Here is a 14346-nt window from a genome sequence, read left to right as displayed (position 1 = left end):
GCTGAGCGAAGAGGATCAAACGCGAACGGGCGCCGCTCGTGCAAAGCTGTTCTTCGTGAAAGGGGATCTGGAAAAATGACGACTGAACTCGACCATCTCGCGACCCTCGCCGGCCAGGGTCGGATATCGCGCCGCGACTTCCTCGGCCGCGCCGCAGCCCTTGGCGTATCGGCAGCACTGGCGACGACGCTGGCCGGCAAAGCCTTCGCCCAGACGCCTGTAAAAGGCGGAACGATCAAGGCCGGCCTGCAAGGCGGAGAATCGACCAACAGTCTCGATCCGGCACTCAACCTCAGCCAGGTCACCTACAGTTTCGGCAAGCAGTGGGGCGAATACCTGGTCCGGCTGACCCCCGACAACAAACTGGAAAATCTCATCGCCGAAGAGATCGGTGCATCCTCGGATGCCAAGACGTGGACGATCAAGGTGCGCGACGGCATCGAGTTCCACAATGGCAAGACCGTCACGGCGGAGGATATTGCGGCCACCATCGAACGCCACGCCGACGAGAAATCGAAGTCGGGCGCGCTCGGCGTCCTGAAGAATATCAAGACGGTCAAGGCAAGCGGCAAGGAGGTCATCGTCACGCTCGGCGATGCGGATCCCGACTTCCCCTATCTGATGGCAGACTACCATCTTCCCATCCAGCCGAACGGCGGCAAGGACGATCCGAGTGCCGGCATCAGCGCCGGCCCCTATAAAGTCACCGTCAACCAGCCCGGCGTGCGCCACGGCGGCGAGCGCTTCGCCAATTACTGGCGCGGCGACAAGGCCGGCCATGCCGACCAGATCGAGATCATCGTCATCAACGACGCAACCGCGCGGCTGGCCGCCCTGCAGGGCGGCCAGGTCCACATGATCAACCGCGTCGAGCCGAAGGTGGTGGATCTGGTCAAGCGCATACCCGGAGTCTCCATCGAGAACGTCTCGGGCAAGGGCTACTATCCGTTCAATATGTTCTGCGACACCGCACCTTTCGACAACAACGACCTCAGGATGGCGCTGAAGCTCGCCATCGACCGCAATGAGATGCTGGAGAAAATCCTGCGCGGCTACGGCTCGGTCGGCAACGACTTCCCGATCAACGAAGCCTATCCATTGTTTTCGGCCGACATCGAGCAGCGCAAGTTCGATCCGGAAAAGGCGGCAGCGCTCTACAAGAAATCGGGTCATAGCGGCTCGATCGTGTTGCGCACCTCCGATGTCGCTTTCCCGGGCGCCGTCGACGCAGCCCAGCTTTATCAGCAGTCCTGCGCCAAAGCCGGCATCAAGATCGAGATCAAGCGCGAGCCCGGTGACGGCTACTGGTCAGAGGTCTGGAACAAGCAGCCCTTTTCGCTTTCCTATTGGGGCGGGCGCGCCACGCAGGACCAGATGTATTCCACCGGCTATGTCTCGACCGCCGACTGGAACGACACGCGGTTCAAGCGGCCGGAATTCGACAAGATGCTGTTTGTGGCGCGCGGCGAGCTCGACCAGGCCAAGCGCAAGGCGATCTATCATGATATGGCAGTGCTGATGCGCGACGAGGGCGGGCTAATCGTGCCTTTCTTCAACCAGTTCATCGATGCGGCGGCGACCAACAAGATCGGCGGTTTTGCCAAGAGCCCGATCGGCGAAATGATGGACGGCTATGCCCTGAACGAGTGCTGGCTGGCGGCCTAGCCAAATCCTGCCCGTTGATCCATATACAAAAGCGCCGTGTGCCCAGTCGGCGCTCCAATCTCAACTGCCAATCGCATGGAGCGGCCCGTGGCGCTCGAGACAAAACTTCTGCTGATCATCCTCGACGGCGTGCCTTATCGCAATTGGCGCCGGCTGATGGGCAATCTCGAAGGCTGGGTGCAATCGGGCGAAGCGCGCGTCTGGAAGATGCGCTCCGTTCTGCCGTCGACCTCGGCCTGCTGCTATGCGTCGATCCATACTGGCGTGGCGCCGCAAGTGCACGGCATCCTGACCAACGAGAACCGGTTCCGCGTTGAGCAACCCGACATATTCTCCGAGGTCAGCAAGGCCGGCGGCAAGACCGGCGCGGTCACTCATTCCTACTGGTCCGAATTCTTCCGGGCCTATCCGTTCGATCTGGTCGAGGACATGGAGTTCGACGAGCCCGGCGGGCCGATCACGCATGGCCGGTTCCACACCATGACCGGCTACAACGCCCGCAATCAGATGACGCCGAGCGACGTCGACCTGTTCGCGACGCTGACGATGCTGACCAGGCGCCACGGCATCGACTACGGCATACTGCATACCTGCACGCTTGACTCGATGGGCCACCGCTTCGGCCATGACTGCCATGAGATGGACCACGCCGTCTATGCGATGGACGGCATGCTCTCAGCCTTCCTGCCGCGCTGGCGGGAAGCCGGCTACGAGGTGATCGTCACAGCCGATCACGGCCAGACCGATCGCGGCCATCATGGCGGTCATGACGACGAGATGCAGGATTTCGCGCTTTACTACTTCGGGCCCGGCATGGGGCCGGAGGCCGACGCTCTGTTAGACCAGTTGCAGCTTGCGCCTACGGTGCTTGCGCGCCTCGGCGTGCCGGTGCCCGCGACGATGAAGGCCAGGCCGTTCCTGGACTGAACACGCGTCTTCCCTTCTCCCCCTGTGGGAGAAGGTGGATTGGCGCGAAGCGACAAGACGGATGAGGGGTGTTGTAAGAAACTCGCCGTGAAAATATTGAGGGATTTGAAGCGCTTATTTCTTCGGTGTAGCGATCCGTTCAGCACCCGTCATCCGACCGAGCTTCGCTCGGCCAGCTTCTCCCACAGGGGGGAGAAGGGAAGAAGCTCCCTCTGGCAACGCTGCCGCTCTTCGGCTAGCTTTCAGGATAATCCGGGCGATAGCGGTGAACCTTTTTGGGCCGATCAGCGACAGAGCAGAAAGGAGCCAGGCGGCTCGACCGGCCATGACGGCAGCCGCGGAAACCGATCGCGCGCTTGTCGGCCGGGTCGCCAAAGGCGACCGTGCCGCCGTGCGGCTCCTGTTCATGCGCCACCACGCGCGGGTCTACCGCTTCGTGGTGCGCCAGACGGGATCGGAAATGATGGCCGACGATATCGCCAACGAGGTGTTTCTCGAACTCTGGCGCCAGGCGCCCGGCTTCGAGGGGCGCTCGGAAGTCTCGACATGGCTGCTCGGCATCGCCCGCTTCAAGGCGCTGTCGTCGCTGCGCAAGAAAAAGGAAGACTGGATAGACGACGATGACGCGGCCCAGGTCGCCGACGGCGCCGACTCTCCGGAAGTCGTCACCATGAAGGAAGACAAGGGCGCCGCGTTGCGGCGCTTCATCGATGCCTTGCCGGAAGAACACCGCACGGTGATCGACCTTGCCTACTACCACGGACAGTCGGTGAGCGAGATCGGCGAGGTGCTCGGTATCCCGGTCGCCACCGTCAAGACCAGAATGTTCTATGCCCGCAAGAAACTCGGCGAGGCCCTCAAGGCCGCCGGTTACGACAGGGGGTGGCCATGAGCGCCGCTGAAAAGATGTCGCGCCGCGATGAAATGGAAACGCTGCTGCCGTTCTATCTGAATGGCTCGCTGGAAGGTGCAGAGCTCGAAGCCGTCGAGGAATGGCTGGCGACCGACCCGGCAGCGCTTGCCGCACTCGGCGAGGCCGAAGCCGAATTCTCCGGCACCGCTGCATCCAATGAGGCGATCCGTCCGCCTGCCGATGCGCTCAGCCGCTTCGCCCGGGCGCTCGACGCCGAGGCCGGCCCAGCGCGCGCGCCGGTAGCGTCGTCCCGGCTGACGCAAGCGTGGGGCCGCTTCACGGCGGTGCCCGCCGGCGTCGCCTGGGCTGCGGTCGCGGCTCTGCTGGCACTTGTTGTGATGCAGTCGTTTGAGCGGCCCGGCGGCATCGACAGCGATTTCGAAATTGCCGGCCAGCAAGGCGATCTTGCGAAAATGCCGTTCGCGCTGGTCACGTTCAAGCCGGATGCGAAGATGGCCGACATTGTCGCTTTTCTTGGCGAGCACCAGCTGAAGATTGCCGGCGGCCCGACCGCCGAAGGTGTCTTCCGTCTTGGCATCCCGGCCGCGACCGTAGCCGACTATGAAAAAGTGCTCGGCCTGATCGCCGCCCAGCCGTTTGCAGAGGCTGTGGTCGAGGGAAGGAAACCGGTCGATGGCGGCTAGGGCGGTCATCCGATTTGCGGCGCTGCTTGTGGCGGCGATGATAATCGGCGCTGCACCTGCCCTGGCGCAGACCAATGATCCGAACCTTACGCAGACTGAAATCGACTGCCTCAACCGAGGGGCGACGGCGGCCGACTGCATCAAACGCGACACAGAGGATGGCAGCGGCGAAAGGCCCGGTGCAGGTTCCGCCGCGACAAATGCAGTGTTTCTTCCCGCGCTGATCGTCGACCTGTTCCCAAATCCTGTCGGCGGCGGCCAAGCGCCGCTGCCGACGCCCGATCCGCGCCGCGATCCGGCCAGCGGTGCGTTGCCGCCGCCGGTCCCGCCTGCCGGTGCGACAGCGATACAACAAGCCGCTGCTGCAGGCGGGCCGATCGTTTCGCCCAGCGATCTGGTCGCGGCCGAGCCGCCGCGCGCCGTCGTCGGTGATTTCGTGCCGGACGAGGTGCTGGTGACGGTGGAGGGCGACGCCGTCCAGCAGATCGCCGCCTCCTTTGGCCTCGAGGTGCGCTCGCAGCGCCAGTCTCAGTTGCTCGGCGCCACGCTGGTACGCTTCGGCATTCCCGATGGCCGCCCGGTCGGCGTCGTGCTGGCGCAGCTTGCCGCCGACGGCCGCACCTTGTGGCGCGAGCCCAACCATGTCTACGCGCTGCAGCAGGCAGCCACCATCGTCAACTATGCCTTCGAGCGCATCGCGCTCGATGCGAAAGGGGCGAGCGGCGAGAATGTACGCATCGCCGTCATCGACACCGCCATCGACGATACCAATCCAGCACTCTCGGGCGTCATCGCCGATCAGTTCGACGCCATGCCCGACGTGCCGATCGAGGCGCGCGATCACGGCACCTCGATCGACGGCCTGATCGCCGGCGTCGGCGCGCTCAAAGGCATGGCGCCGGGCGCCAGGATCTACCACGCCCGCGCCTTCGAGGGCGGCAAGTCGACCATGGACGTCATCCTTGCGGCGCTGGACTGGGCGGCGGAGCAAGACGTCCGCATCATCAATATGAGCTTCGTCGGCCCGAAGAACGACCTGCTCGGCGTCGCCTGCCGCAATGCTCGCGCCTTGGGCATAGTGCTGGTCGCCGCCGCCGGCAACAACGGACCGAAGGCGCCCTACGGCTACCCGGCCGCCTTCGACGGCGTCATCGCGGTGACTGCCACCGATGCCAAGGACGGGCTGATGCAGCAGGCCAATCGCGGCGCCTACGTCTTCCTCTCCGCTCCCGGCGTCGAGATGGTGGCGCCGAGCGGCGCCGGTTCGGATGTCGTCACCGGCACCTCGTTTGCAGCAGCCATCGTCACCGGCGCGATCGCCAATCTGCTGCATGCCGCACCCGACCGTTCCGCCGACTGGGTCGAGAAAGCGCTGGCCGCCACGGCCAGGGATCTCGGCCCCAAGGGGAGGGACAATGATTTCGGCTATGGACTGCTCAACATCGAGGCGGCCGAGGCGGCGAAAGAATAGGTCTGGCGCCTGAACGCTTCTGCCGTTTGTGACTTTTGGCTTTCCCGAAGCCACCGATCATATTCAGGCGGCACATAGTGGGTCGGTCCCCGAAATGGAGATCGGGCTGGAAAAGGCGATCAAGGGACGGCGCATGCACAGCGCGGGGAATTAAACACCTTGGTGGCGCTGCCGTTCTCAAAACCACCACGACATGAATCGCCTGAGCTACTTTCGAAACAATCGATCAGAAAGCGTGCAGCAGCGCGACGACCGCCATGTAAACGATGATGAGAGAGCCGACGGTCCAAAAGGTGGCGCGCACTTCGTGGATTTGCGCTGTGAAGTACGCTGCGAAATGCAGCAGACGCGAAACGGCGTAGCCATAATACAGCGATTGGGCTTGGACCAGCGGCGGATCGGTCAGCACATAAAGAGCGCCGGCCATGAAAAAGAACGGCAGGTTTTCCAGATCGTTGAGTTGTATACGGCGAATCCGCTCCACGCGCTCGTCCGGCTGTAACTGTTTAGGGTCAGGCGAGGGATTGAACGGTGTCCGCTTGAGATCTTCCGGCGAGCGGAAGCCACTGCTGAACCTCATCATCTGAATGACGGTCAGCCAGGACATTGCCACAGCCTTCAGCCCCATTATCGCTGCTGATATGGCAAACGCCGCAAACACCGGATTTTCGAAACTGAGCTGCTGCATGTCCTCCTCCTCAGTACGGTTCAAAAGCCATGCGACGACTAGGCCGGTGCGCCGGCGACCGATCCCCTGATCACCAGGTCGACCGGCCAGACTTCGCCGCGGGCGCCCTCTTCCAATCCGGAAATCCGCGCTGCCAGCCGCTCGGCGACGCGCGCGCCGGCCAGGCGGATCGACGAACGCGTCGTCGACAACGGCACCGAAAAATTCTCCGGCTTCAGCCAGGGGAAGACGTCGTCATGGGCGATCAGCGACAGGTCGCCCGGAATGGTCAGGCCGAGATCGCGCACCGCGCGCACGACGCCGAGCGCCATGATCAGGCTGGAGCAGGCGATCGCGGTCGGCGCATCGCTGCGCTCAAGCAACCGTCTGGCAGCGCGGTAGCCATTCTCCTCGGTCATGGCGAGGGAACAGACATCGCCTTCGTCAAGCACCAAGCCGCTCGCCGCCAGCGCCCGGCGCACGCCACGCTCGCGATGAATTGCGAAGGTCTCGCGGCCGTCGCCGTTGATCAGCGCCAGCCGCCGGTGACCGAGCTGGACGAGCAGCCGTGCCGCCTCGTGGAAGGCGCCCTCATTGTCGATGTCGGTGAAAGGGTAGTCGAAATCGAGCCCTTCGCTGCGGCCATGGACGATGAAGGGAATGCCGAGCGTGTTGACCAGCGCCACCCGCCGGTCGGCCGGCCTCGGCGAGGAGATGTAGACGGCGTCGACCTGCCGGTTGGCGACGATACGCCGATAGGTCGTCTCCTGGTCGTCGGCATCGGCCGGGGACAACACCAGGTCGAATTCGTGCGAACGGGCGTAGTCGCCGAGACCGGAGAGGAATTCGACGAAATGCGGGTCGATGTCAACGGCCGCCCCGGTCGGCAAGACATAACCGATCATCCCGGTCCTGCCGGTAGCCAGCCGACGCGCGCTCGGGTTGGGACGGTACCCGTGGCGCTTGGCGGCGTCGATCACCCGCCGGCGCGTTTCCTCGTTGACTTCCGGGTAGCCGTTCAGCGCGCGGCTTACCGTCGTCTGCGAAAGCGCCAGCATATGGGAAAGCTGTTTGAGGTTCACCGGAGGCCTCCAAGCCTCAAAGCGCTTTAACTATGGGTCGCTCGCGCCACGGCGGCGAGCGCTACCGATGCGACGATCATAAGCACCCTTTCTAACCGGTTTGAAGCAAAATTTGCTGTTGCAGCACCCAAAATGGTGCTGCAGCGCACTTTGTTTGCTCTTGCGGCCGTGAAATTAAATCGATTAGTTTACCAGCCCCTTGACTTCTGATTAATTCAGTGGCGTGATTGCGAAGACCAAAGCGCTTTGGAAGACTCTCCGAAAGGTTGCGGTTCCTTTCCGAGTGAGTCACAGTCCTGCAGCGTCGGCGGACGGATGGAGGTTCCGTCCGGTGTCTGTCACCACTGGGAGGGAATACCAATGAGGAAAATGCTTCTGCTGAGCGCCGCCTTTGTCGCGCTCGCCCTGGGCGCACCGGCGCAAGCCGAACTGAAGTTCAAGCCGGGCGAAGACCCCCGCTTCAACTGGGCGAATTACGAAGAGCTCAAGAAAGTCGACCTCAAGGGCGAGACGCTGTCGATCTTCGGGCCATGGCGCGGCGAGGACGAGGGCCTCATCCGCACCGTTCTCGACTATTTCTCGGAAGCCACCGGCGCCGAGGTCAAGTACTCCTCGTCGGAAAATTACGAACAGCAGATCGTCATCGACACGCAGGCCGGCAGCCCGCCCAACATCGCCGTGCTGCCGCAGCCGGGCCTGATCCAGGACCTGGCGTCCAAGGGCCTGCTGACGCCGCTCGGCGACGACACCGCCAACTGGATCAAGGACAATTATGGCGCCGGCCAGTCATGGGTCGATCTCGGCACCTTCAACGACAAAGATGGCAAGCCGGGCTTTTTCGCCTTTCCCTACAAGGCCGACGTGAAATCGCTGGTCTGGTACTCGCCGGACAATTTCGAGGAAGCCGACTACGAGGTGCCGAAGACGCAGGAAGAGCTCGCCGAGCTCGAGAAGCAGATCATCGCCGACGGCGGCACGCCCTGGTGCATCGGGCTCGGTTCGGGCGGCGCCACCGGCTGGCCGGCGACCGACTGGGTCGAGGACATCATGCTGCGCACCCAGACGCCCGAGACCTACGACAAGTGGGTGAAGAACGAGATTCCATTCAACGACCCGGCGGTGGTCAACGCCATCGACATTTTCGGCAAGATCGCGACCGACGACAAGATGGTCGACGGCGGCGCCAAGGCGGTGGCGGCGACCGATTTTCGCGATAGCCCGAAAGGCCTGTTCGCGGTGCCGCCGAAATGCTATTTGCACCATCAGGCGTCGTTCATCCCGACCTTCTTCCCGGAAGGCACCGAGATCGGCCAGGACGCCGACTTCTTCTACTTCCCACCTTACGCTGCCAAGCCCGACCTCGGCACCCCGGTGCTCGGCGCCGGCACGCTGGCCATGATCACCAAGGATAGCAAGAGTGCCCGCGCGTTCATCGAATTCCTGAAGATGCCGCTCGCCCATGAGATCTGGATGGCCCAGGGCGGCTTCGTGACGCCGTTCAAGTCGGTCAACAAGGACGCCTATGCCAGCGACGCGCTGAAGAAGCAGGGCGAAATCCTCGCCGAAGCCTCGACCTTCCGCTTCGACGGGTCCGACCTGATGCCGGGCAAGATCGGCGCCGGCGCCTTCTGGACCGGTATGATCGATCTCGTCGGTGGCAAGTCCGCCCAGGATGTCGCCACCGATATCCAGAAGAGCTGGGACGCGATCAAGTAGGCGGTCCCGGCTGAACGTTCGGACTGCCGATCCCGCATGGATCCGGGCCTCGGTGGCCCGGATCCGACCGGCGGCCCGCACCGCAGCAATTTTTATGAGCACATTCCGGCATGACGCGCGACCAGCAAGAGCAAAAACCTGCCTTGCACCCGGTCGCGTTCCAAATAACTGAATCGGCCTGTGATCACGTCGCCAAAGTCATTCCCGACTGGCGGATCATGCGCAGAGGGAGGGACCCGTGGCGGCTCAGATTTTCTCGGCCATATTTGTCATCGTCGTCGGCGTCGGCGGTTGCGTCGCCTATTTCTGGGGCGCCAACAAGCTGGTGGACATCATCTTCCCGTCGCGCGGCGTTGCAGGTGCGGCGGCCATCGACAATCTGCGCCGGCAGGGGATGATCCGGCCGTGGCTGTTCGTCGGCCCGGCCATGATCATCCTCACCATCTACCTGATCTACCCGGTCGTGGAGACGCTGAGGCTGTCGTTCCTCGATCGCGGTGGCGCCAATTTCGTCGGCTTCGCCAATTATGAATGGGCGTTCGGCGACCGCGAATTCCGCACCTCCATCCTCAACAACATCATCTGGCTGGCGGTCGTGCCTGCCGCCTGCACCTTCCTCGGGCTGATCATCGCCGTCCTCACCGACAAGATCTGGTGGGGCACCATCGCCAAGAGCCTCATCTTCCTGCCGCTGGCCATCTCGTTCGTCGGCGCCAGCGTCATCTGGAAATTCATCTACGAGTATCGTGGTGCTGGCCAGACGCAGATCGGCCTGCTCAACGCCATCATCCAATATTTCGGCGGCCAGCCGCAGGTCTGGATATCGCTGCCGTTCTGGAACAATTTCTTCCTGATGATCATCCTGATCTGGATCCAGACCGGCTTTGCGATGGTCATCCTGTCCTCTGCCTTGCGGGGCATTCCCGAGGAGACGCTGGAGGCGGCCGTCATCGACGGCGCCAATCCGTTCCAGATCTTCTGGAAGATCATGGTGCCGCAGATCTGGGGAACGATTGCCGTCGTCTGGACCACCATCACCATCCTGGTGCTGAAGGTGTTCGACATCGTGCTGACGATGACCAACGGCCAATGGAACAGCCAGGTGCTGGCCAATCTGATGTTCGACTGGATGTTCCGCGGCGGCGGCGATTTCGGCCGTGGCGCCACCATCGCCATCATCATCATGATCGCGGTCATTCCGATCATGATCTGGAACATCCGCCAGGCCAACAAAGAGACGGGAGGACATTGAGATGGCCGTCTCGACCGGAAAGTCCTTTGCCAGCCGTTTCGGCGTCCATATCGCGGTCTTCCTCTTCGTCGCGATCTGGACGATCCCGACGCTCGGCATTCTCGTCTCGTCGCTGCGCGACAAGGACCAGATCATCGCCTCGGGCTGGTGGAACTCGTTCGCCAGTTCCACGCAGACGGAAGCGGGGCGGCTGCCACCCGCCTCGGCGCAAGTCGAGAAGGACGGCAAGTTCGTCCTCGAGGGCAACATCTTCGGCGATGATCCGGCCCGCGACATCAGCGCCTTTGGCGTCAAGTCGTCGGCGCCGACGCAATATCCCGCCGGCACGACAGCCGATCTCGGCGACGGCGAGACCTTGCAGCTCAACCCCGACGGCAGTTTCGTCATGACCTCGACCAAGCCGTTCGAGGGCGAGCGTGGCCAGCGCGTCTACTACGCCTCGTCGGCGCCACCGAAATTCACCACCGACAATTACAATACGGTGCTGTTTTCGGAGGGCATCGGCCGCTCCTTCATGAATTCCCTGACCGTCACCATTCCGGCGACGGTCATCCCGATCCTGATCGCGGCGTTCGCGGCCTATGCGCTGGCCTGGATGCGCTTTCCCGGCCGGGCGTTGCTCATCGCGGTGATCATCGGGCTCCTGGTCGTGCCGCTGCAGATGTCGCTGATCCCGCTGCTGAAGCTTTACAACGGCGTCGGCAGCTTCTTCGGCGTGCCGTCGAAAACCTATCTCGGCATCTGGCTGGCGCATACCGGCTTCGGCCTGCCCTTCGCCATCTATCTCTTGAGAAGCTACATTGCCGGCCTGCCGCGCGAAATCATGGAATCGGCGCGCATCGACGGCGCCAGCGATTTCGAGATCTTCGTCAAGATCGTGCTGCCGCTGTCGTTCCCGGTGCTGGCCTCCTTCGCCATCTTCCAGTTCCTGTGGGTGTGGAACGACCTGCTGGTCGCGATGGTTTTCCTCGGCACCGAGGGCGACCAGATCGTGCTGACCGCCAAGCTCAACGCGCTGCTCGGCTCGCGCGGCGGCGATTGGGAGATCCTGACGACATCGGCCTTCATCACCATTGTCGTGCCGCTGATCGTGTTCTTCTCGCTGCAGCGCTATTTCGTCCGCGGGCTGCTCGCCGGCTCGGTGAAGGGAGGTTGAGATCATGCAATCCGCTGTGAAAGCGACGTTGAGCCCCGACCTCGCCGTCGACTGGTGGCGAGGTGCCGTGATCTACCAAATCTATCCGCGCAGCTATCAGGACTCGAACGGCGACGGCATCGGCGACCTCAGGGGCATCATCGGCAGGCTGCCCTATATCGCGGCGCTCGGCGTCGATGCCATCTGGATCTCGCCGTTCTTCAAGTCGCCGATGAAGGATTTCGGCTACGACGTGTCCGACTATTGCGACGTCGATCCGATGTTCGGCACGCTGGCCGATTTCGACGCCCTGACCGCCGAGGCGCACAGGCTCGGGCTCAAGGTGATGATCGACGAGGTGCTGTCGCACACGGCCGACATCCATCCATGGTTCAAGGAAAGCCGCTCGAGCCGCACTAACCCGAAGGCGGACTGGTATGTCTGGGCCGACGCCAGGCCCGACGGCACGCCACCCAACAACTGGCTGTCGATCTTCGGCGGTTCGGCCTGGCAGTGGGACACCAGCCGCCAGCAATATTACCTGCATAATTTCCTGGCCGAGCAGCCCGATCTCAACTTCCACAGCCGCGCAGTCCAGGACGCGCTGCTCGATGTCACCCGCTTCTGGCTGGAGCGCGGCGTCGACGGTTTCCGCCTCGACACCATCAATTTCTACTTCCACAGCCAGGGCCTGGAGGACAATCCGCCGCTGCCGCCCGAACAGCGCAACGACCAGACCGCTCCTTCCGTCAACCCCTACAACTACCAGGACCATCTCTACGATAAGAGCCGCCCCGAAAACCTTGGCTTCCTCGAACGCTTCCGCGCCCTGCTCGACGAATATCCGGCGACGGCGGCGGTTGGCGAAGTCGGCGATTCGCAGCGCGGACTGGAGGTGGTGGCAGCCTATACCGCCGGCAGCAAGCGCGTGCACATGTGCTATTCGTTCGACTTCCTGGCGCCCGAGAAGATCAGCGCGACAAAGGTGCGTTCGGTGCTGGAAGCCTTTGGCGAGGTCGCCAGCGACGGCTGGTCGTGTTGGGCCTTCTCCAACCACGACGTGATGCGCACTGCCTCGCGCTGGGCGGCCGGCGAGGCCGACCAGACCGCTTATCTCAAGGTGATCTCGGCGCTGCTGATGTCGCTGCGCGGCTCGGCCTGCATCTATCAGGGCGAGGAACTCGGTCTTGGCGAGGCGGAATTGCAATTCGAGGATCTGCAGGACCCCTACGGCATCCGGTTCTGGCCGGAATTCAAGGGCCGCGACGGCTGCCGCACGCCGATGGTCTGGAATGGCGCCGACGGCAATGGCGGCTTCTCCACAGCAAAGCCCTGGCTGCCCGTGCCTGCCAAGCACCTTTCGCAGGCGGTCGATGTGCAGCAGGGCGACGACAGTTCGCTGCTCGAACACTACCGGCGCTTTCTCGCTTTCCGCCGTCTGCATCCGGCGCTGGCCAAGGGCGACATCGAGTTCATCGAAAGCCAGGGCGATACGGTCGCCTTCACGCGCCGCGAGGGCAATGAGCAGATCGTCTGCGCCTTCAATCTCGGCAGCCGACCGGCCGAAGTCAATCTCGGCGGACGCTCGCTGCAGCCCTTGCCGGGCCACGGGTTTTCGGAACAGACTGACGCCGGCTTTATCCGCCTCGGCGGCTACGGCGCCTGGTTCGGGCGTATCGATTGAATTTGCAGTTCACTGGAGGGAACCCATGGCCGATGTCACGCTAAGGCAAGTGAAGAAATCATACGGCAATCTCAACATTCTCCACGGCATCGACCTCGACATAAAGTCGGGCGAGTTCATCGTCTTCGTCGGCCCTTCGGGCTGTGGCAAGTCGACCTTGCTGCGGTCGATCGCCGGGCTTGAGGAAATCACCTCCGGCGAGCTCAAGATCGCCGGCGAGGTGGTGAACGACGTGCCGCCGTCGAAGCGCGGCATCGCCATGGTGTTCCAGTCCTATGCGCTCTATCCGCACATGACCGTCTACGACAACATGGCGTTCTCGATGAAGATCGGCAAGGAGAGCAAGGCCGAGATCGACAAGCGAGTGCGCCAGGCGGCGGAAATCCTGCAGCTGACCAAATATCTCGACCGCCTGCCCAAGGCGATGTCGGGCGGCCAGCGCCAGCGCGTCGCCATCGGCCGCGCGATCGTGCGCAACCCCAAGGTCTTCCTGTTCGACGAGCCGCTGTCGAACCTCGACGCGGCCCTGCGCGTCGCCACCCGCATCGAGATCGCCAAGCTCAAGGAATCGATGCCTGCTACAACGATGATCTACGTCACCCACGACCAGGTCGAGGCGATGACGCTGGCCGACCGCATCGTGGTGCTCAAGGAGGGCCATATCGAGCAGGTCGGCACGCCGATGGAGCTCTACAAGAGACCCGGCAATCTGTTCGTCGCCCAGTTCATCGGCTCGCCGGCCATGAACATCCTGCCGGCCACGATCGACAAATCAGGCAACCCGACCATCGTCAGCCATGTCGGCGGCCGCAAGGCGACGGTGCCGATCGCCACGCCGGCCTCGGCGACGGGCGCTTCGGTGAGCTTCGGCGTGCGGCCGGAGGATCTGACGATCGCCACCGGCGCCGATTATCTTTTCGAGGGAACAGTGGACTATGTCGAGCAGCTCGGCGAGGTCCAGCTCGTCTATGTCGACATCGGCCGCGCCGACCTGCCGCTGGTGACCAAGCTGCCAGGCAATGTCGAGGTCAAGCGCGGCGCTGCGCTGCGGTTGAATGCCGATGCCGGCGACCTGCATATTTTCGATGCCGACGGACATTCATTCACGCTCCACAAAGCGGAAGCAAAGGCAGCCTGAGAGCGGCAGCCGAACTGATGGAGTTTGGTGACCCAAAAACGAGAGCGGCGGG

The 14346-nt window shown here is 63.1% G+C and carries 12 protein-coding genes; 10 read left to right on the top strand and 2 right to left on the bottom strand.

Annotated elements, in window-relative coordinates:
- The first annotated feature begins 75 nt into the window (after positions 1-75).
- From M727_RS0103170 to M727_RS0103150, 5 genes are all read left to right on the top strand, one after another.
- A complete protein-coding gene (locus M727_RS0103170) occupies positions 76-1665 on the top strand; it encodes an ABC transporter substrate-binding protein (RefSeq protein WP_027151446.1) in 1590 nt (529 codons plus the stop codon).
- An 87-nt stretch (positions 1666-1752) separates the two neighbouring features.
- Entirely contained in the window at positions 1753-2592 is an 840-nt protein-coding gene (locus M727_RS0103165; protein WP_027151445.1) for an alkaline phosphatase family protein, read from the top strand.
- A gap of 325 nt (positions 2593-2917) precedes the next feature.
- Positions 2918-3484, top strand: coding sequence for a sigma-70 family RNA polymerase sigma factor (locus M727_RS0103160; protein ID WP_027151444.1), 567 nt, complete (start codon positions 2918-2920; stop codon positions 3482-3484).
- Positions 3481-4149, top strand: a complete 669-nt coding sequence (locus M727_RS0103155; RefSeq protein ID WP_027151443.1) for a hypothetical protein — start codon at positions 3481-3483, stop codon at positions 4147-4149. Before M727_RS0103160 ends, M727_RS0103155 begins: the two co-directional genes overlap by 4 nt.
- On the top strand, positions 4139-5620 hold the full coding sequence (locus M727_RS0103150; protein WP_027151442.1) for a S8 family serine peptidase: 1482 nt from the start codon (positions 4139-4141) through the stop codon (positions 5618-5620). Before M727_RS0103155 ends, M727_RS0103150 begins: the two co-directional genes overlap by 11 nt.
- 226 nt (positions 5621-5846) lie before the next feature.
- On the opposite strand, the gene M727_RS0103145 is transcribed toward M727_RS0103150, so the two are convergent.
- Entirely contained in the window at positions 5847-6308 is a 462-nt protein-coding gene (locus M727_RS0103145; RefSeq protein WP_027151441.1) for an MAPEG family protein, read from the bottom strand.
- A gap of 38 nt (positions 6309-6346) precedes the next feature.
- A complete protein-coding gene (locus tag M727_RS0103140) occupies positions 6347-7369 on the bottom strand; it encodes a substrate-binding domain-containing protein (protein WP_027151440.1) in 1023 nt (340 codons plus the stop codon).
- Positions 7370-7729: 360 nt separating this feature from the next.
- Between M727_RS0103140 and M727_RS0103135 the strand changes: the two genes are divergently transcribed.
- The 5 genes from M727_RS0103135 (at position 7730) to ugpC (ending at position 14294) form a co-directional block, all read left to right on the top strand.
- Positions 7730-9085, top strand: coding sequence for an ABC transporter substrate-binding protein (locus M727_RS0103135; protein WP_027151439.1), 1356 nt, complete (start codon positions 7730-7732; stop codon positions 9083-9085).
- A 238-nt stretch (positions 9086-9323) separates the two neighbouring features.
- Positions 9324-10337: a sugar ABC transporter permease gene (locus M727_RS0103130; protein ID WP_023796848.1), complete on the top strand. Its 1014-nt coding sequence runs from the start codon at positions 9324-9326 to the stop codon at positions 10335-10337.
- A gap of 1 nt (position 10338) precedes the next feature.
- A complete protein-coding gene (locus M727_RS0103125; protein ID WP_027151438.1) occupies positions 10339-11493 on the top strand; it encodes a carbohydrate ABC transporter permease in 1155 nt (384 codons plus the stop codon).
- Positions 11494-11497: 4 nt separating this feature from the next.
- Positions 11498-13156 carry an alpha-glucosidase gene (locus tag M727_RS0103120; protein WP_027151437.1) on the top strand — a complete coding sequence of 553 codons (1659 nt, stop codon included), beginning with the start codon at positions 11498-11500 and terminating at the stop codon, positions 13154-13156.
- Between the two features lie 25 nt (positions 13157-13181).
- Entirely contained in the window at positions 13182-14294 is a 1113-nt protein-coding gene (gene ugpC, locus M727_RS0103115; protein WP_027151436.1) for a sn-glycerol-3-phosphate ABC transporter ATP-binding protein UgpC, read from the top strand.
- Positions 14295-14346: the final 52 nt, after the last annotated feature.

This window comes from Mesorhizobium sp. WSM2561, from assembly GCF_000513915.1.
Classification (GTDB): domain Bacteria; phylum Pseudomonadota; class Alphaproteobacteria; order Rhizobiales; family Rhizobiaceae; genus Mesorhizobium; species Mesorhizobium muleiense.
Note: the sequence above shows the minus strand (reverse complement) of the source record. Positions and strands in the feature narration are given on the sequence as shown.